The sequence below is a fragment of the Marinobacter excellens LAMA 842 genome (genome assembly GCF_001574445.1).
GTDB lineage: Bacteria > Pseudomonadota > Gammaproteobacteria > Pseudomonadales > Oleiphilaceae > Marinobacter > Marinobacter shengliensis.
In genome coordinates, this window is record NZ_LOCO01000014.1 from 1 (window position 1) to 18,713 (window position 18,713).

Sequence of the window (18,713 nt, forward strand, 5' to 3'; positions counted from 1 at the left end):
CCAACTGAAGCTGGTCGTGGATAACGTACAGTTTCAGGATGGAATACAGGTGGAAGATCAATCTGACAGGAACGCTGCCTGATGGTCATACACCAGATTTGACAATAACTCATGACTACCTCCTGGCCCTCAATGTTAAAGACTGGATTCAGCCTCTGGGCAGGGGTAGGCGCCGAGGATTTGGGCAACAGTGGCACAACAACTCGGGTGTTCAAGCCACTGAGAAGGTCTGACTGAACATCCAGCAGATAGCCAGCCCCATCCTTATTTTCAAAGATATCGAAACGGGCCATCAGAACTGCCGGTGCCGTGCAAGAGGCAGGCCGTTAGCTTCAACGTATGCATTAGAGCTTGCGAGGGCTCTGGCATTTTCTTTCAACCACTTCTGCTGTTTATGAAGCTTCACAGCCTCCGCGATCCCTGCCTCTGCTGATCGTGAAACATTGATTCCCAGAGCTTTCGCCTCTTTTAGGAGGGCACTATCTAGCGACAGGTTCGTTGGCTTTCGTATGGATTTGGTAGCTTGGGCGGATTGCATGGTTCAGTCCTTGCACAGATCGATGCGCCAATTTTATGCGCATGTTAATTGCACATCAATAGCCCGCTGACTCAGACTGATTCGAGAAACAGTAGGCGGCGCGGTGACAAATCCCACTCCAGACTATCCAGAAGATTCTTCAAAGCCAGCCCCAGCTCGGTATCCCCCTCAATCACCAGGCGCCGCTGGAAAAACAGCTGGTCCGGGTCTTGCCGGCGCTCTGCGAGGGTTTTGAAGGCTGCCAGCGAACCCCGAATGGTCGCTTCGCCTGGGCTTTCCACAACGCGAAGCCGGCCAGCCCAGAAACCGATGGTGATGCCCGGTTGACCACCGTTCACTTCCAGCCGGATTGTGCGGCCTTCAAAATCATCGAATTCGCCCTCAGCCAGCGCTTCTGCAAACAGGCGGTTCAGCGGGGCTTCGGCAACCAGTTGTTTGAAGCTGACGGGTATGTTGCGGTCGATGGTGTCCAGCAGCGGCGTCGGGGAGGGCAGGTATTCCTGCAGAACCGCGATGGATTGCTCCAGTAATGGGCTGTGCAAAGACGCGATGGGAGGTAGCGAAAAGGCCATATTTAACTCCGGGCAGGACGACAACCCGCCCAGAGTATCAAAAGGTCGCCGGCGGCGACTTGATTTAACTCAGCCCTTGTGGAGACCTTCTTCCACGGCCCAAACGGCTACTTCAACCCGCGAGCGCAAGTTGAGTTTCTTGAGCAGGTGCTTTACGTGCACTTTTACTGTGCCGTCGCTGATGTCCAGCTTGCGGCCGATCATCTTGTTGGAGAGGCCTTCGGCAATCAGGCGCAGTATGTCTTTTTCACGCGGCGTCAGGCTGTCGAAGTCCGGCCGGGATGACTGCTGCGGTTTGTTGGAACGCAGGGCCTGGGCCAGTAACGTTGTTAGCCGGTCACTGATGACCATTTTGCCAACAGCCGCCTGGTGTAACTGGGCGATCATATCTTCCGGCTCCATGTCTTTCAGCAGGTAGCCGTCGGCACCGGCACGCAGGGCGGCAACCACATCGTCTTCCTGGTCAGACACGGTAAACATGACAATACGCGAGCTGATGTTCTGGTCCCGCAGGTGTTTGAGAGCTTCAATGCCGTCCATCTCGGGCATGTTCAGGTCCATCAGGATCAAATCCGGCTCGGTTTCCAGGGCCAGCTTGATGCCGTCGGCGGCGTTGCTTGCCTCGCCGATCACTTCCATGTCGTCTTCCATGCCGATCAACTGCTTGATGCCCTGTCGCAGCAGGGGGTGGTCGTCAATCAGCAGTATACTTGCGGGTGTCTCAGCCATGGTTTCTCTCGTTGATGTTGGTGTTTGGGTCAGGCCGGTGAAGATTCGGTAGGAATCAGGTTACGGCTTTTGGGAACGAATGTTAATGTCACTTCCACGCCGCCTTCGTCCCGGTTATCAACCTTTACCTTACCCCCGAGCGTTCGGGCGCGGTCCTGCATGATCACCAGGCCGTAATGGTTAACCGGCTGGTCGCCGCCGGGCAGGCCCTTGCCGTTGTCGCGAATACTTGCCCGAACCTGCGGAGACTCGAACAGCACCTTAACGGATATGACCGTAGCGTCGGCATGCTTGACGGCGTTTGCCAGTCCCTCGCGGATAATCTGCAGGGTATGGATTTCCTCGTTTGGCGACAGCGTCTGAGGCGGCAGGTTGTATTCAAAGTCCACCGGGTGGCCCAGCCTTTCGGAAAACTCATCAATGGTTTTGCGCAAGGCGGTGGCCAGGTCTGGCGTGTCCAGTTTCAGGCGGAACGTGGCCAGTAGCTCACGCAATTGGCGGTAAGCGCTGTTCAGACCGGTACTGAGTTCATCCAGAATGTCATCGTGAACAGGCTTCTGGTCGCCGGTGATATTGAGCCGGCGTAGCCGCGTCACCTGCATTTTCAGGTAAGACAGCGACTGGGCCAGTGAATCGTGCAGCTCCCGGGCGATCACGGTGCGTTCTTCCGCCAGGGTCAGTTGCTGTTCCTCGGTTATTTGCCGTTCCAGGAAAATCGCCGTTGCCAGTTGGTCGGTGAGGGTCTCCAGCAGTCGGCGGGAGGTGGCAGACAAGCCTTTTTCTGCCGGGTACCACACCTCCAGGGTGCCGAGTAACTGACCGGGTGTCCGGATGGGCAATAACAGACGGCGCCCATCGTTATTTTCCAATGGCATCTCATCATAGACCTCGGGTGTTACGAGGCAGGCATTACAGTGATGGTCGCGGCAGTAGAACGGGCGCTTGTCTGTGGCCGTGGTGATGGCCTCTACCGGCTCAGCGGATTCTTTGTCATGCAGGAACAGACGGATCGGACCAATGCCCAGCAGCAGCTCCAGCTCCTGCAGCATGGGAATGGCACCATTACAGAGGTCATGATTGGCAAACAGGTCTCTACTGGCCGAATGCATCACCTGCAGGGCCTGGTGGCTGACTTCCAGTTCCTCGGTTTTCTGCCGGGCCTTGGCTTCCAGTTCGTAGTAGGTCAGGGCCAGTTCGCTGGTCATCTGGTCGAAGGCCTGGCCCAGTTGTGCCAGCTCGTCTGCACCTTTCAGGTCGGCTTTCCGGGAGAAATCTTTCTCGCCAACGGCGCCGGCGATAGCCACGAGTTTTCGCAGGGGGCGAAGGATCCGGTTTTTCAGGTCGTAGAACAGGGCGATCACGATCAGCACCGAGAACACCATGCTGATGATCTGAATCAGGTGCAGCAGATCAACACGTGCTTCTGTGCGCTGTTCCAGCATAGTCACCAGGCGGTCAACTTCCTGGATGTAGTCCTCCACAGCCTGAACCATAGCCGGGGTGATGGGTGTGCCTACTTCATGTTGTTCAAGGGCTGGTTTAAGTTCGTCCTGCCATGCCGCCAGCATCTGACGGTACTGTCGTGCCAGAGGGTGGTCGTCTGCGCCGGGAACCGAGCGAAGGATGGCGGTGTCCTCAAGGCGGCGCTCATAATCATTGATGCGTGCGCCTGAGGTAGCCCGTCCATTTTCGTAATCTTCGGTGGCAGAACGGGCAATTAACTGGAAGGCGCCCATTCGCAGCGCTCCGGCCAGGTTGATGGCCGTGGCATTGCCTTCAATGCTGTTGGAAACCGCCAGGGTTGTAGACATGCTGACGATAGCGGTCAGCACGATGGCGCCGATCACCACAGCGAGTCGGTTTACTAGCGGACTTCTGGATGTCATGGGTTGTTGTCTGTTAGGGAGTTCGAAAGGTGCCTTTCCAGGCCAGATTATGACCGAGGAACTGCGGTTCCGATACCTCCTTGAGGATAGTCAATTACCCCAATGGATAGTCCTCCATCATAGCCTTTGACCCTTTGGAGAGCAAAAGCCGACACTAAAGGTTGGTTAATTCGAGGTGACAGGATGCAAACCCGACTGGAGCAGGACGATGACAAGCTGGCATCGCTGGTGGTGATTCTGCCGCTGGCAGTGACAGGCTTTGTTGTTGCGGCAGGATGCTGGACGCTGTTTGCCGTGGCGGGAGTGCACCTCAGGGCCGATCTTGCCTTGAGCAGTCTTCAGTTCGGCATATTGCTGGCCGCGCCCATGGCCGTCAGTGCTGTATTGGCAGTTCCGGCCGGGTTGGCCGCCCAGCGTTTCGGTGCCCGAGCCGTGATGCTCGCCTGCCTGGCAGGGTTGGCAATGTGTATGGGGTTACTCCTGCTAGTCGATAGTTTCTATGGTTACCTGCTGGTTGCCGGCGGGCTGGGGCTGGCCGGTGGATTCTACAGTGCCGGCCTGCAGTTTGTGGTTAGTCACTGCAAGCCGAAACGGTTGGGGCTGGTTCTTGGCGTTTTTGGTGCGGGAGTCACTGGGGCCGGCTTCAGCTATTACCTGGTGCCGCTGTTTCACGATGCGTTCTCATGGCAGGGAGTGCCTCTGGCCTACCTGATTGTATTGCTGCTGGTGATTGCCCTGCTGGTGATGTTGACCGATCCGGAATCCAGTGAATCAGGGGCGGACAGGCCCTGGTCTGTAGGGCAGATGGTTCGAATACTCAGACGTGGTCGCTCGCTCCCGCTCACTGCCTACTTTGGCGTGGTGGCTGGAAGCTTCTTTGCCCTGGCGCTCTGGTTGCCGGATTTCCTGTCGGCACAGTTTGGCTTGTCCCTGGACGCGGGCGCACGCCAGGCCCAGTGGTTCGTTATTCCTGGTGCCCTTGCGCAGATTCTGGGTGGTGGCCTGGCTGACCGGTTTGGCAGTGCCAGGGTCGCCACGCGGTCATTGGTGTTGTGCCTGGTGGCGCTAGCGGTGTTGTCTTACCCGCCAATGACGTTATTTGTCAGGGGGGTGGATGAGATCATCACTGTGGAATTTGCCCTGCCCCTGATGATTGAAGGTAGTTTGATTTTGGTGCTGGGTGTCGCTATGGGGAGTGCCATGGGGAGCCTGCAACGAATGGTGATACTGGTCAATCGTGCCGAGGCCGCCTTGTTCGCAGGCTTCTTGTTGGTCTCCGCCTGTTCCGTTGCGTTTGTTCTGCCGGTCCTGTTTGGTGCCGTCAACCAGTGGCTGGGGGTGCGCACGGCAGTGTTCATGATTCTGTTCCTGTTGCTCAGCAGCAGCCTGCTGATGTTTGCCCGCGACACCCGTCGTGAGGAGCGCAGAACCCTTCTCCACCCGGGGATATAGCTCTGCTACCACCTCGGTGGTACAGCCCGGTTATGTGGTAGTAACCACGCAGATTTCGCGGTTTTTCTCACACACAATGGTCTCAAATCGGAGCAACGATCCGGCAGACGGAGAGAGAGACCATGAGTCATTTGATCGACAAACTGAGTTACTTCAGGAAGAAGCGCGAGCCGTTCGCGGGCGGCCACGGCGAAACCCATGAAGTCAGCCGCGAGTGGGAAGACAGCTACCGCCAGCGCTGGCAGCACGACAAGGTTGTGCGTTCCACCCACGGCGTAAACTGCACCGGCTCCTGCAGCTGGAAGATTTACGTCAAGAACGGCCTGGTCACCTGGGAAACCCAGCAGACCGACTACCCCCGTACCCGCCCGGACCTGCCAAACCACGAGCCCCGCGGCTGCCCCCGGGGTGCCAGCTATTCCTGGTACATGTACAGCGCTAACCGCCTGAAGTACCCACTGATGCGCAAGAGCCTGATGAAGCTCTGGCGTGCGGCCCGAATTCAGTTCAACGACCCGGTGCAAGCCTGGGCGTCCATTGTTGAAGACCCCAAGAAAACCGCCGAGTACAAGCCCCGCCGTGGTATGGGTGGTTTCATTCGTTCCAATTGGGACGAAGTCAACGAGCTGATTGCTGCCTCCAACGTCTACACCGCCAAGAAGTTCGGCCCGGACCGCATCATTGGCTTCTCGCCGATTCCTGCCATGTCCATGGTGTCCTACGCCGCCGGCAGCCGCTACCTGTCGATGATCGGTGGCGTGTGCATGAGCTTCTACGACTGGTACTGCGACCTGCCGCCGGCTTCCCCGCAAACCTGGGGTGAGCAGACCGACGTGCCGGAATCCGCTGACTGGTACAACTCCGGCTACATCATTGCCTGGGGTTCCAACGTGCCCCAGACACGTACCCCGGACGCCCACTTCTTTACCGAAGTGCGCTACAAGGGTACCAAGACCGTTGCCATCACCCCGGATTACGCGGAAGTGTCGAAGCTGTCCGACGAGTGGCTGAACCCCAAGCAGGGCACCGACGCGGCCCTGGGCATGGCCATGGGCCACGTGATCCTGAAAGAGTTCCACGTCGACAAGCCCAGTGAATACTTCACCGATTACGTGCGCCGTTATACCGACATGCCGTACCTGGTCATGCTGGATGAAAAGGACGACGGCAGCTATGTGCCGGGCCGTTTCCTGCGGGCCAGTGATCTGGTGGACGGACTGGGTGAAGAAAACAACCCGGAATGGAAAACCATCGCCATTGACGAGAGCACTGGCGAGCTGACCGCACCGAACGGCTCCATCGGCTATCGCTGGGGCGAGAAGGGCAAGTGGAATCTGAAGCAGACCGCCAAGGGCTCCGATGTAAACCTTCAGCTGTCCATGGTCGAGAAACACGACGACGTTGTGGACGTTGCCTTCCCGTACTTCGGTGGTATTGAGCACGACCACTTCAAGCACGTGGAAATCAAGGACATCCTCAAGCACAAGCTGGGCACCCGTAAGGTCCAGCTGGCTGACGGCACCGAAGGCCGTGTGGTCACCGTTTACGACCTGATGGTGGCCAACTACGGCATCAGTCGTGGCCTGGGCGAGGACGACGGTGCCACTTCCTATGACGAAGTGAAGCCCTACACCCCGGCCTGGCAGGAAAAGATCACCGGCGTGCCCGCGGAGAAAGTGATCCGCATTGCCCGCGAGTTTGCGGATAACGCCGACAAGACCAAGGGCCGCTCCATGGTCATCGTGGGTGCCGGTATGAACCACTGGTACCACATGGACATGAACTACCGTGGCCTGATCAACATGCTGATCATGTGTGGCTGTATCGGCCAGAGCGGTGGTGGCTGGGCCCACTACGTTGGCCAGGAAAAACTGCGCCCACAGACCGGCTGGCAGCCGTTGGCGTTCGGCCTGGACTGGCAGCGCCCGCCACGCCACATGAACTCCACCTCGTTCTTCTACGCCCACTCCGGGCAGTGGCGCTACGAGAAGCTGGGTGTGGATGAAATCCTGTCGCCGCTGGCGGACAAGTCCAAATTCAGTGGCAGCCTGATCGACTACAACGTGCGCGCCGAGCGCATGGGCTGGTTGCCGTCTGCGCCGCAGCTCAACCGCAACCCGCTGGGAATTGCCGCAGAAGCCGAGAAGGCTGGCATGGAAGTTTCCGACTACGTGGCCAAGTCCATGAAGGATGGCTCCCTGGCGTTCGCCAGTGAAGATCCGGAAGCTCCGGAAAACTGCCCGCGCAACCTGTTCATCTGGCGTTCCAACCTGCTGGGCTCTTCCGGCAAGGGCCATGAGTACATGCTCAAGTACCTGCTGGGTACCAAGAACGGCCTGCAGGGCAAAGACCTGGGTGTGGAAGGCGGTGCCAAACCGCAAGAGGTCAAGTGGCGCGATGAGGCTCCGCAGGGCAAGCTCGACCTGCTGGTGACCCTGGACTTCCGTATGTCCACCACCTGTCTGTATTCAGACATCGTTCTGCCGACTGCCACCTGGTACGAAAAGAACGACCTGAACACTTCAGACATGCACCCGTTCATCCACCCGCTGACCGCCGCCACCGATCCGGCCTGGGAAGCGCGCAGTGACTGGGAAATCTACAAGGGCATAGCCAAATCCTTCTCCAAGGCGGCCGAGGGCCACCTGGGTGTCGAGAAAGACGTAGTCACCCTGCCGCTGCTGCACGATGCGCCGGCGGAACTGGGCCAGCCATTCGATGTGAAGGACTGGAAAAAAGGCGAATGCGACCTGATTCCCGGTAAAACCGCGCCCAACTTCATCACCGTTGAGCGGGATTACCCGAACACCTACGCCCGCTTTACCTCCCTGGGTCCGCTGATGGACAAGCTGGGTAACGGTGGCAAGGGCATCAACTGGAACACCGAGAAGGAAGTCAACTTCCTGAAGGAACTGAACTACACCCACCTGGAAGGCGCCAACGCGGGCCGTCCGAAGATTGAAAGTGCCATTGATGCAGCGGAAGTGATTCTGACCCTGGCGCCGGAAACCAACGGGCAGGTCGCGGTGAAGGCCTGGGCCGCGCTGTCTGAAATGACTGGCCTGGACCACACCCACCTGGCGAAAAACAAGGAAGAGGAAAAGATCCGCTTCCGGGACATCGTGGCCCAGCCGCGCAAGATCATCTCCAGCCCGACCTGGTCAGGCCTGGAGGACGAACATGTGTCCTACAACGCCGGCTACACCAACGTGCACGAACTGATCCCCTGGCGCACCCTGACCGGCCGCCAGCAGTTCTACCAGGATCATGAGTGGATGCGTGCCTTTGGCGAGAGCCTGCTGGTGTACCGCCCGCCGATCAACACCAAGGCGGTCGAGAGCATGCAGGACCAGCGCAGCAACGGTAACCCCGAGAAAGCGCTGAACTGGATCACGCCGCACCAGAAGTGGGGTATTCACAGTACCTACAGCGACAACCTGTTGATGCTGACCCTGTCTCGCGGTGGCCCCATCGTGTGGATGAGTGAAGACGACGCCAAAGACATCGGCGTTGAGGATAACGACTGGATCGAGCTGTTCAACAGTAACGGTGCCATTGCGGCCCGGGCGGTGGTCAGCCAGCGGGTAATGCCTGGCATGGTGATGATGTACCACGCCCAGGAACGCAACGTGAACGTACCGGGCTCTGAAATTACCGGTACCCGGGGCGGCATCCATAACTCGGTTACCCGAGTGTGCCCGAAACCGACCCATATGATCGGTGGCTATGCCCAGTATTCCTACGGCTTCAACTACTACGGCACCGTAGGTTCCAACCGGGACGAGTTCGTGGTGGTCCGCAAGATGAAGAACGTGGACTGGCTCGACGGTGAAGGCAATGACTATGCTCAGGAGGCAGTAAAATGAAAATCCGTTCCCAAGTCGGCATGGTGCTGAACCTGGACAAGTGCATTGGTTGCCACACCTGTTCCGTCACCTGCAAAAACGTATGGACAAGCCGTGAAGGCATGGAATACGCCTGGTTCAACAACGTCGAAACCAAGCCCGGTATCGGCTACCCGAAAGAGTGGGAGAACCAGGACAAGTGGAAGGGCGGCTGGATGCGCGACAGCTCCGGCAAGATCCGCCCCCGCATCGGTGGCAAGTTCCGGGTACTGGCGAACATCTTCGCCAACCCGGACCTGCCGGAAATCGATGATTACTATGAGCCGTTCGACTACGACTACCAGCACCTGCACACCGCCGGTGATGTGAAGCACCAGCCGGTCGCCCGGCCCCGGTCGCTGATCTCCGGCGAGCGCATGAAGAAAATCGAATGGGGCCCCAACTGGGAAGAAATTCTGGGCACCGAGTTTGCCAAACGCCGCAAAGACAAGAACTTTGATCAGGTGCAGGCAGACATCTACGGCCAGTTCGAAAACACCTTCATGATGTACCTGCCTCGCCTGTGCGAGCACTGCCTGAACCCGGCCTGTGTGGCCAGCTGCCCGAGCGGTGCCATCTATAAGCGCGAAGAGGACGGCATTGTACTGATCGACCAGGACAAGTGTCGCGGCTGGCGGATGTGTGTCTCCGGCTGCCCGTACAAGAAGATCTACTTCAACTGGAAAACCGGCAAGTCCGAGAAGTGTATTTTCTGCTACCCGCGTATCGAAGCCGGTCTGCCGACCGTGTGCTCCGAGACCTGTGTCGGCCGTATCCGCTACCTCGGTGTGCTGCTGTACGACGCAGACCGCATTGAAGAAGTGGCCAGCGCCCCGGGCGAGCACGAGCTGTATGAAAAGCAGCTGGAAATCTTCCTGGACCCGTTCGACCCGAAAGTGATCGAGCAGGCGAAGAAAGACGGCATCCCGATGAACGTCATCGAAGCCGCCCAGCAGAGCCCGGTCTACAAGATGGCCGTCGACTGGAAACTGGCCCTGCCGCTGCACCCGGAATACCGCACCCTGCCCATGGTGTGGTACGTGCCGCCCCTGAGCCCGATCCAGTCTGCGGCGGAAGCCGGCAAGGTGGAGTTCGACGGCGTGCTGCCGAAGATCGAAAGCCTGCGGATTCCAGTGAAATACCTGGCCAACCTGCTGACTGCCGGTGATGAGAAGCCGATCGTTCGTGCCCTCAAGCGAATCATGGCCATGCGTTTGTACAAGCGGGCCGAGACCGTGGAAGGCAAGGAAGACCTGCGTGCCCTCGAAGAGTGTGGCCTGACCAAGGCCCAGGCGGACGAAATGTACCGCTACCTGGCCATCGCCAACTACGAAGACCGCTTCGTGATTCCGACCAGCCATCGCGAACTGGCCAAGGAAGCCTTCCCGGATGCAGACGCATACGGCGAGCGCGGCGGTTGCGGCTTCAGCTTCGGCGACGGCTGCAACGGTGGTGACAGCGACTTCAGCCTGTTCGGCGGCAAGAAGCAGACCACCAGCATGGTCAGCAAGCTGGCGACCGTAAAGCAGGTCGACCCGAAACAGCTGCAGGATTGAGGAGCGAGTTATGCAACTTCTGAAAGTACTGGCGCGGGTACTCGAATACCCCACCGACGAACTGCAGCAGTCCAAAGACGCCCTGGTAGCCGCTGTCCTGGAGGACAGCCGGCTGCCCCGGCAGAACAAAGAACAGCTGCTGACCTGCATCGACCGCCTGTGCGACGGAGACCTGATGGACCTTCAGGAATCCTACGTAGGCACCTTCGACCGGGGCCGGGCCACCTCCCTACTACTGTTCGAACACGTTCATGGTGAATCCCGTGACCGCGGCCAGGCCATGGTAGACCTGATGGAGCAGTACCGGGCCAACGGCCTGGAGATTGATGCCCGGGAACTGCCGGACTACCTGCCGCTGTTCCTGGAATACCTGTCTACCCGGCCGTGGGACGAAATCAGGAACTGGCTGGAAGACATCCACCACATCCTCGGCCTGCTCGGTGAGCGGCTGTACCAGCGTGAAAGCGTCTACCACGTGGTGATGGATTCCCTGCTGGTGCTGTCCGGCCGCAAGACCAACCGCCAGGAGCTGGCCCGGATCGTCGCCTCGGAAGAGCGCGACGACACGCCAGAAGCCCTGGACAAGGTCTGGGAAGAAGAAATGGTGAAATTTGTGGATGACCAGGGCAGCTCCTGCAGCACCGGTGGCGTGGTTGGACAACGCCGCCGCGAGCTGGAACAGACCCAGACCATTCACCTGAGTGATCAGCTGATGACGAACGCCACACCCCGTCAGGCAGGGCGCGCTTAAGCGCAGGAGGAAATGACAATGTCCTATCTACACACACTGGTTTTCGGGGTATACCCGTACATCGCCCTGGCGGTCCTGTTCATCGGCACCTGGGCGCGCTATGACCACGGTCAGTTCACCTGGAAAGCCCATTCCAGCCAGATGCTGAGAAAGAAAAACATGGTACTGGCCAGCGTGCTGTTCCATGTGGGTATCCTGGTGATCTTCTTCGGCCACCTGGTTGGCCTGCTGGCTCCGAAATGGGCCTACGAATGGCTGCTGACCCCGGGCCAGAAACAAATCGTGGCAGTCGTGGTTGGCGGTATCGCCGGCGTCATGTGTCTGATTGGCGGCGCCATGCTCGCCTGGCGCCGACTGACTGATCCCAGAGTACGTGCCAGCAGCACTATGGCCGACAACCTGGTTATCTGCATCCTCGTGGTACAGGTTACTTTGGGCTTGCTGACCATTATCCCCACCATGGGTCACCTGGACGGCTCCCAGATGCTCAAGTTCTCCGCCTGGGCTCAGGGCGTTTTGACCTTCCAGGGCGGCGTGGCCGTGTATGTTGCTGACGCTCACTGGATTTTCAAGATGCACATCTTCCTGGGCCTGACCCTCTTCGTACTCTTCCCGTTCACCCGACTGGTACACATGCTCAGCGTGCCGGTGGAGTACTTCGGGCGGAAGTACCAGGTGGTTCGCAAACGCGCCTGAATCTGAAGCAGCCACGGACGGCTCGGACTCACACGGACAGGAATGATTTTATACAAGTTCCTGTTCGTCTTTGTCCGTGAATGTCCGTGCCGTCCGTGGCAAAGAATCTTTTTGGAGAAGCAACATGCAAATAATCCCCGTCGGCGAAGCCGGCAAACCCAGAAACCAGTTCCCTCCGGTGTATGTGGGTGACACGCTGATCCACGAAGACGACATCGCCCGGGAAATGCAGCACCATCCCGCCGAAGAACTGGCCCAAGCCTGGCACGACGCCGCCAAAAGCCTCGTCATCCGCGAGTTGCTCCTGCAACAGGCCAGCCGCCTGAACCTGGACCACATCGAAGACGAAGAAGACCGCATCGCCCGGGTACTGGAACTCGAACTCAACGTCCCGGACCCCGATGAACAGGACTGCGAACGCTTCTACGCCGCCAACCCCGGCCGATTCTGCAGCCCCACCATCATGGCCGTCAGCCACATACTCCTGGCTGCCGCCCCGGACGACATCGAAGAACGCATGCGCCAGGAAGAAGCCGGCCGACAACTCCTGTCCGCGCTCCTGGACGGCCGTTCACAGTTCAACGAACTGGCAAAACAATACTCCGCCTGCGAATCCCGCCACCAGGGGGGCAGCCTGGGGCAGATCAGCAAAGGCCAGACTGTCGAAGAATTCGAACGCCCGGTACTCAGCCTCACCGAAGGCCTCAACCCCGAGCTCATAGAAACCCGCTACGGCTGGCACATCGTCCGCGTAGACCAACGCATCGATGGTGAACAGCTACCGTACGAACACGTCAAACCCCAGATTCGCCAATACCTCAGCGAAAGCGTCACCCGCCGCGCCTTCCGCCAGTACCTGCAAGTCCTGGCCGTTGAAACCGGCATCGAAGGCGTCGATCTGGAGCTGCCGGATTCGCCGTTGATGCAATAAATAGGAATATTACTCCGGAGTGCGAAGGCCGGCAGTTGTAGACCCTTCCAAAACCTTGCGGAGCCAGGGATGGCGGAGCAGAGCGTACAGGGATGTATTCACAGCGTGTTTTGGAAGGGTCTACAACTGCTGGCCAAACTCCATGATCTGATTTCCAGTTTGGTTAGCAAAGCGAATAATTGAGTTAAGTCAACTACTCAACAAGAACCCGCCTTATACCCCCATCGGGGGAGCGATTTTTCACCACTATCCCTCTACTATTTAAAACAAGATATTGAATGCATTAATATGCAGAGAGGATACTCCAATGGCCGTCACCCAAAGCGCCGAAAGCCGATACACCAAACCCGTACTCGTCGCCATCAACAAACCGCTTGATGAAGAAGACGGCCTGGAAGCACTACGCAGCCACGCCCTGTTCCGCAGCCTCAAAGCCCACGACCTGGACTACCTCATCCAGCAGTCCCGGCGCCTGCGTCTCGGCCACCACCAGCTGCTCTACCGCCAGGACATGCCAGCGCACCACTTCTTCTTTGTGATCAGCGGCCGCCTCAGACTCTACCGCCTGGACTCCTCCGGCATCGACAGAACCCTCGACAGCATCGCCCCCGGCGACTGCTTCGCCGAAGTCATGATCTACGCCGATCCGCCAAGGTACGCCTGCTACGCCGAAGCACTCAAATCCAGCGAAGTGCTGATGATCCCGGTCAAAGCCTATCAGGACCTGCTCGACCGGCACCCGGAGTACGCCCAGGCCGCGCTTCGCCATTACGCCATGCGCGCCGTCACACGGTTCCACGACCTGGAAATCATGACCGTCCAGAACGCCCGTGACCGCCTGATCCGCTACCTGATTGACCTGCTGCCTAATGGCGCCCTGGAAGGGGGCGAAGTTGAACTGCCCCTGCCCAAATGCCTGGTGGCCTCGCGCCTCGCTATGCAGCCGGAAACCTTCTCCCGAATTCTGGCCGACCTCAAGTCCAACGGCCTGGTCCGGGTGAATCGTAGCAGACTGTTTATTTCCGACCCTCAACGACTGATCGAAATCAGTCAGTAGTTTTCGGGTCCTCCGGGCCCTTTTTTCAATCTTCGCCAAGTCAGGGGCATTTATATGATCAGCAGTTACCAGGACCTTGTTAAGGCCAGCCAGAACGAACATGAGCCCCAGCGATTCCTGTTTGTGTTCTGCAAAGCCGAGCTGCCGGATGATGCATCCGCCGCCGAGCGGGCCGCCTTCCAACGTGGTGAGGGTGGGGCGCTGACCCCGGTAATCTGCGTGGATAAAACCCCTGGGGAAGCGCCAGACTTCACTGTGTTGGCTGAAGAGTCCCGAACCACTGGCCAGGACTGGGATATGGTTTTCGTGGCGGCCATGTCTGGCCGTGGCGGCATAGAACCCTCCAGTGATGAAGCCCAGCAACCCATGACCATGATGGTTGAAAGCATCCGTGTGGGTAACGTCGGCAATTACCTGCCCCTCGATAAAGCCGGTCAGGCCGTGAGCCTGGTCTGAGCTTCGCCGGTTACGCCTTTGGCGTATCCAAAAAGAGGTATGTGATTTTTATCAATTGTCATCCACCCTTGTTGTATTCCATCAGGATTGGGGGTTTGAGTGTTTAACGGATTAGGTCTGGTATTTCTCGCGTTGATGGCTCTCGCCTCGTCCGCCAACGCTACCTCATTGAGCGAGTATGAACCGGTCGCCGGGCGTCAGGTGATTCAGGTCGCCATTCCGTCGGTCACTCGCTATGAGCCCCGGGAAGACAACCGGGCCATCCAGCAACTCTATGCTGGCGATGAACTGGTGGGCTATGCCTACCAGACCCTCGATTTCGTGCAAACCCCGGCATACTCCGGGAAGCCCTTGAATGCCATGGTGGTACTGGATACCGAAGGCGAGATCAAAGGCGCCCGGGTGATCCATCACGATGAACCGATTCTCTTGATCGGTATTCCCGAAGCCAAGATGCATGAGTTCACTGACCAATACGCCGGCCTGAAAGCTGACCAGCGAGTAACCGTTGGGGGTAAATCGTCCGAACGTAGGGTGGCAGTCGATGGTTTATCCGGTGCCACCGTCACGGTCATGGTCATCAATGAAGTCATTATGCGCACGGCGCATCGAGTTGGCGGTGAGCTGGGCCTGGTCGAAGGTGTTGGTGTTGGTAAACGGCCACCCAAGGCTGAAGTGATCAAGGACAGCTTCCGGCAACGTTCCTGGACAGAATTAACCGGTGACGGCTCAATCCGCCGGATGCTGCTGACCCGGGGCCAGGTTGATGATGCCTTTGCCGGTGGGCCGGCAGAAGGTTTTGAAACCGCCGCGCCGGATCAGCGTGACGAACCCCTGATCGATTTGTACGCCGCTTACCTGGATGCCCCTTCCATTGGCCGCAATCTGTTGGGTGATCGCCAGTACGAGTGGCTGATGTCTGAGCTAAAGGACGGCGAACATGCCATTGCGGTGCTGGCTAACGGCTCTTATTCTTTCCGTGGTTCAGGCTATGTGCGCGGCGGCATTTTTGACCGGCTGCAGGTTCGGCAGTTCGGCGATACCTTTAACTTCCGCGACCTGGACTACTACCGCCTGAGTGATGTGTATCTCGGTGATATGCCGCGCCTGCCGGAAATGGCCATCTTCATCATTCGCCAGAAGTACAACTTCGACCCCGGCGAGCCCTGGTCTCTGGAGCTTACGGTTAAACGCCAGACCGGTCCCCTGGACAGTGAATTTGCGGTGTTCCCCCTGGAATACCAGTTGCCTGACAAGTATTACACCCGCGCAGAGCCCGAGCTGACCCAGGAAGAGTGGTTGGAAGAGCAACCCATGTGGGTTCAGGTCTGGTATCAGAAGCAGTTCCAGATCATCGTGGTGGGACTGGGTATTGGCGTGCTGCTGTTTATCCTGTTCTTCCAGGACTGGTTGGTGCAAAAGCCGCGGATGATGCGCTGGATTCGCCACGCATTTCTCACTTACACCCTGTTCTTTATTGGCTGGTACGCCCTGGGGCAGTTGTCGATTGTCAACGTGCTGACCTTTGTAAACAGCCTGATCAGCGGCTTCCGCTGGGAAACTTTCCTGATTGATCCCATGCTGTTCATTCTCTGGTCGGTGGTGGCCGGCATCGTATTGCTCTGGGGGCGTGCGGTTTACTGCGGCTGGCTGTGCCCGTTTGGCGCCCTGCAGGAACTGACCAACGAAATTGCCCGCAAACTGAAGGTGCCCCAGTACACCGTGCCGTTTGCCGTGCATGAACGGCTCTGGGCAATCAAATACATAATTCTGCTGGTGTTGTTTGGCGTCTCGCTGGATTCTCTGGCAACCGCCGAGCGAATGGCGGAAGTGGAGCCATTCAAAACCGCTATTACCCTTAAATTCGATCGTACCTGGCCGTTTGTGGCCTACGCGGTGTTGCTGCTGGTGGTCAATTTGTTCACCCGTAAAGTCTTCTGCCGCTATCTGTGCCCGCTTGGAGCCGCCCTGGCTCTGCCTTCCAAGCTGCGGGTGTTCGACTGGCTCAAGCGCCGCAAAGAGTGCGGCAACCCCTGCCGCCTCTGCGACCACGAATGTGAGGTGCAGGCTATCCATCCGGATGGGCACATCAATTACATGGAGTGCCACTACTGCCTGGATTGCCAGATGACCTATTTCGATGACCACAAGTGCCCACCGCTGATCGTCAAGCGCCGAGGCAAACGCCGTGGTCACAACGCACCGGGCCACCCGGAGGAAATCCCCGTGGTTCAGGTGAACTGAGCAGTACCTGTAAAAAGCCATGAGAAGCTAAAACCGCCATAACCAATAACGGAGTTGTCGCTATGAGCAAGAAAGATGATCTGAGCCAGAACGCACCGGAGGTTCCCGAAGGTGGTCTGAGCCGCCGCCGCTTTATGGGCGCCGCGGCCCTGGCCGGCGTGGCTGGTGCAACCGGCCTGGGTACCACCATGATGACCCGCGAATCGTTCGCCGCCGCTGCCCGTGAAGCCCGTAACAAGGTGCATATCGAGCCAGGCGAACTGGATGAGTACTACGGTTTCTGGAGCGGTGGTCACCAGGGTGAAGTACGTGTTCTGGGCGTTCCGTCCATGCGCGAGCTGATGCGGATTCCGGTGTTCAACATTGATTCCGCCACCGGCTGGGGCATCACCGACGAGAGCAAGGACATTCTGGGCCGGGACAAGCTGTATCCAAACGGCGATTGCCACCACCCGCACGTGTCCATGGAAGACGGCCGTTACGACGGCAAATACCTGTTCATTAACGACAAGGCCAACAGTCGTATTGCCCGTATTCGACTGGATGTGTTCAAAACCGACAAGGTGACCCACATCCCCAATGTTCAGGCGATTCACGGTTTGCGTCTCCAAAAGGTGCCGCGCACGAACTACGTGTTCTGTAATGCCGAGTTTGTCATTCCACAACCGAACGATGGCAGCGATTACAGCCTTGAGAACAGCTACACCATGTTTACTGCGGTTGACGCTGAAACCATGGAGGTCGCCTGGCAGGTCATTGTGGACGGCAACCTGGATAACACCGACGCCGACTACACCGGTAAATATGCGGCCTCAACCTGCTACAACTCCGAGAAAGCCGTAGACCTGGCCGGCACCATGCGAAACGACCGTGACTGGGTGGTGGTGTTCAACGTGGAGCGCATCGAAGCTGCCGTCAAGGCCGGTAACTTCAAAACCATCGGTGATTCCGGCGTGCCAGTCGTTGACGGCCGTAAGGGTTCCACCGTTACCCGTTACATTCCGGTGCCGAAGAACCCGCACGGTCTGAACACTTCTCCGGATGGCAAGTACTTCATTGCCAACGGCAAACTGTCTCCGACAGTGTCCATCATTGCCATCGACAAGCTCGATGACCTGTTTGATGACAAGATCGGTGACCGCGATCCGATTGTTGCGGAGCCGGAGCTGGGTCTTGGGCCTCTGCACACCACGTTCGATGGCCGTGGCAATGCCTACACCACGCTGTTTATCGACAGTCAGGTGGCCAAGTGGAACATCGCGGATGCGATCAAGCACTACAATGGCGAAGACGTGAACTACATCCGCCAGAAGCTGGACGTTCACTATCAGCCGGGCCACAACCACGCGTCGCTGACCGAATCACGCGATGCCGATGGCAAGTGGCTGGTGGTGTTGTCGAAGTTCTCCAAGGACCGCTTCCTGCCGGTAGGCCCGCTGCACGCCGAGAACGATCAATTGATCGATATTTCCGGCGAGGAGATGAAGCTGGTTCACGATGGCCCCGCGTACGCCGAGCCACACGATTGTATCCTGGTACGCCGTGACCAGATCCGGACCAAGAAGATCTGGGAACGGAATGATCCTTACTTTGCCGCTACTCGTGCGATGGCAGAGAAGGACGGGGTGAATCTTGAGTCTGACAGCAAGGTAATCCGTGATGGCAACAAGGTTCGGGTTTACATGACTTCGGTTGCGCCGCAGTTCGGGTTGCTGGAGTTCAAGGTGAAGGAGGGCGATGAGGTTACGGTGGTTGTGACCAACCTGGACTCCATTGAAGATGTGACTCACGGGTTCTGTATGGTGAACCATGGTGTGAGTATGGAGATCAGTCCTCAGCAGACGGCATCAGTGACCTTTACGGCGGGTAAGCCTGGGGTTTACTGGTACTACTGCAACTGGTTCTGCCATGCGCTGCATATGGAGATGGGTGGTCGCATGTTGGTCGAGAAGGCCTGATAG

At 58.1% G+C, this 18,713-nt stretch carries 15 protein-coding genes; 10 read left to right on the top strand and 5 right to left on the bottom strand.

What is annotated here, in order from left to right; translation table 11 throughout:
* The 5 genes from J122_RS24810 to J122_RS12325 all read right to left on the bottom strand — a co-directional run.
* Window positions 1-293 (bottom strand): CcdB family protein (locus J122_RS24810; protein ID WP_227510191.1); only part of this gene is annotated, 293 nt, incomplete at its 3' end.
* Window positions 293-538: a type II toxin-antitoxin system CcdA family antitoxin gene (locus tag J122_RS12310; RefSeq protein WP_061332598.1), complete on the bottom strand. Its 246-nt coding sequence runs from the start codon at window positions 536-538 to the stop codon at window positions 293-295. The genes J122_RS12310 and J122_RS24810, both read right to left, overlap by 1 nt.
* 71 nt (window positions 539-609) lie before the next feature.
* Entirely contained in the window at window positions 610-1,110 is a 501-nt protein-coding gene (gene ubiT / locus J122_RS12315; RefSeq protein ID WP_082780587.1) for a ubiquinone anaerobic biosynthesis accessory factor UbiT, read from the bottom strand.
* Window positions 1,111-1,179: 69 nt separating this feature from the next.
* The gene (gene narL / locus J122_RS12320) at window positions 1,180-1,839 is read right to left on the bottom strand and encodes a two-component system response regulator NarL (RefSeq protein ID WP_058092689.1); all 660 of its coding nucleotides are present in this window, start codon (window positions 1,837-1,839) and stop codon (window positions 1,180-1,182) included.
* A 29-nt stretch (window positions 1,840-1,868) separates the two neighbouring features.
* Entirely contained in the window at window positions 1,869-3,725 is a 1,857-nt protein-coding gene (locus tag J122_RS12325) for a histidine kinase (protein ID WP_061332599.1), read from the bottom strand.
* A gap of 183 nt (window positions 3,726-3,908) precedes the next feature.
* Between J122_RS12325 and J122_RS12330 the strand changes: the two genes are divergently transcribed.
* The 10 genes from J122_RS12330 to nosZ all read left to right on the top strand — a co-directional run bounded on the left by J122_RS12330 (window position 3,909) and on the right by nosZ (window position 18,710).
* Complete coding sequence (locus J122_RS12330; protein WP_061332600.1) at window positions 3,909-5,177, top strand: MFS transporter; 1,269 nt, start codon at window positions 3,909-3,911, stop codon at window positions 5,175-5,177.
* Between the two features lie 122 nt (window positions 5,178-5,299).
* Window positions 5,300-9,043, top strand: a complete 3,744-nt coding sequence (locus tag J122_RS12335; RefSeq protein WP_061332601.1) for a nitrate reductase subunit alpha — start codon at window positions 5,300-5,302, stop codon at window positions 9,041-9,043.
* On the top strand, window positions 9,040-10,617 hold the full coding sequence (narH, locus tag J122_RS12340) for a nitrate reductase subunit beta (protein WP_058092693.1): 1,578 nt from the start codon (window positions 9,040-9,042) through the stop codon (window positions 10,615-10,617). Before J122_RS12335 ends, narH begins: the two co-directional genes overlap by 4 nt.
* Window positions 10,618-10,627: 10 nt before the next feature.
* On the top strand, window positions 10,628-11,368 hold the full coding sequence (narJ, locus tag J122_RS12345) for a nitrate reductase molybdenum cofactor assembly chaperone (protein WP_058092694.1): 741 nt from the start codon (window positions 10,628-10,630) through the stop codon (window positions 11,366-11,368).
* 18 nt (window positions 11,369-11,386) lie between these two features.
* Window positions 11,387-12,064 carry a respiratory nitrate reductase subunit gamma gene (gene narI, locus J122_RS12350; protein ID WP_058092695.1) on the top strand — a complete coding sequence of 226 codons (678 nt, stop codon included), beginning with the start codon at window positions 11,387-11,389 and terminating at the stop codon, window positions 12,062-12,064.
* A 124-nt stretch (window positions 12,065-12,188) separates the two neighbouring features.
* On the top strand, window positions 12,189-12,995 hold the full coding sequence (locus tag J122_RS12355) for a peptidylprolyl isomerase (RefSeq protein ID WP_058092696.1): 807 nt from the start codon (window positions 12,189-12,191) through the stop codon (window positions 12,993-12,995).
* A 307-nt stretch (window positions 12,996-13,302) separates the two neighbouring features.
* Complete coding sequence (locus J122_RS12360) at window positions 13,303-14,052, top strand: Crp/Fnr family transcriptional regulator (RefSeq protein ID WP_058092697.1); 750 nt, start codon at window positions 13,303-13,305, stop codon at window positions 14,050-14,052.
* Window positions 14,053-14,106: 54 nt separating this feature from the next.
* Window positions 14,107-14,508, top strand: a complete 402-nt coding sequence (locus J122_RS12365) for a hypothetical protein (protein WP_058092698.1) — start codon at window positions 14,107-14,109, stop codon at window positions 14,506-14,508.
* A 135-nt stretch (window positions 14,509-14,643) separates the two neighbouring features.
* Window positions 14,644-16,752 carry a transcriptional regulator NosR gene (gene nosR / locus J122_RS12370; protein WP_058092699.1) on the top strand — a complete coding sequence of 703 codons (2,109 nt, stop codon included), beginning with the start codon at window positions 14,644-14,646 and terminating at the stop codon, window positions 16,750-16,752.
* Between the two features lie 62 nt (window positions 16,753-16,814).
* Window positions 16,815-18,710, top strand: a complete 1,896-nt coding sequence (nosZ, locus tag J122_RS12375; RefSeq protein WP_061332602.1) for a TAT-dependent nitrous-oxide reductase — start codon at window positions 16,815-16,817, stop codon at window positions 18,708-18,710.
* Window positions 18,711-18,713 lie beyond the last annotated feature (3 nt).

Excerpts from the sequence above, each read along its gene's own strand:
- J122_RS12310 (WP_061332598.1), bottom strand. The coding sequence starts at position 538 with ATGCAATCCGCCCAAGCTACCAAATCCATACGAAAGCCAACGAACCTG.
- ubiT (WP_082780587.1), bottom strand. The coding sequence starts at position 1,110 with ATGGCCTTTTCGCTACCTCCCATCGCGTCTTTGCACAGCCCATTACTG.
- narL (WP_058092689.1), bottom strand. The coding sequence starts at position 1,839 with ATGGCTGAGACACCCGCAAGTATACTGCTGATTGACGACCACCCCCTG.
- J122_RS12325 (WP_061332599.1), bottom strand. The coding sequence starts at position 3,725 with ATGACATCCAGAAGTCCGCTAGTAAACCGACTCGCTGTGGTGATCGGC.
- J122_RS12330 (WP_061332600.1), top strand. The coding sequence starts at position 3,909 with ATGCAAACCCGACTGGAGCAGGACGATGACAAGCTGGCATCGCTGGTG.
- J122_RS12335 (WP_061332601.1), top strand. The coding sequence starts at position 5,300 with ATGAGTCATTTGATCGACAAACTGAGTTACTTCAGGAAGAAGCGCGAG.
- narH (WP_058092693.1), top strand. The coding sequence starts at position 9,040 with ATGAAAATCCGTTCCCAAGTCGGCATGGTGCTGAACCTGGACAAGTGC.
- narJ (WP_058092694.1), top strand. The coding sequence starts at position 10,628 with ATGCAACTTCTGAAAGTACTGGCGCGGGTACTCGAATACCCCACCGAC.
- narI (WP_058092695.1), top strand. The coding sequence starts at position 11,387 with ATGTCCTATCTACACACACTGGTTTTCGGGGTATACCCGTACATCGCC.
- J122_RS12355 (WP_058092696.1), top strand. The coding sequence starts at position 12,189 with ATGCAAATAATCCCCGTCGGCGAAGCCGGCAAACCCAGAAACCAGTTC.
- J122_RS12360 (WP_058092697.1), top strand. The coding sequence starts at position 13,303 with ATGGCCGTCACCCAAAGCGCCGAAAGCCGATACACCAAACCCGTACTC.
- J122_RS12365 (WP_058092698.1), top strand. The coding sequence starts at position 14,107 with ATGATCAGCAGTTACCAGGACCTTGTTAAGGCCAGCCAGAACGAACAT.
- nosR (WP_058092699.1), top strand. The coding sequence starts at position 14,644 with ATGGCTCTCGCCTCGTCCGCCAACGCTACCTCATTGAGCGAGTATGAA.
- nosZ (WP_061332602.1), top strand. The coding sequence starts at position 16,815 with ATGAGCAAGAAAGATGATCTGAGCCAGAACGCACCGGAGGTTCCCGAA.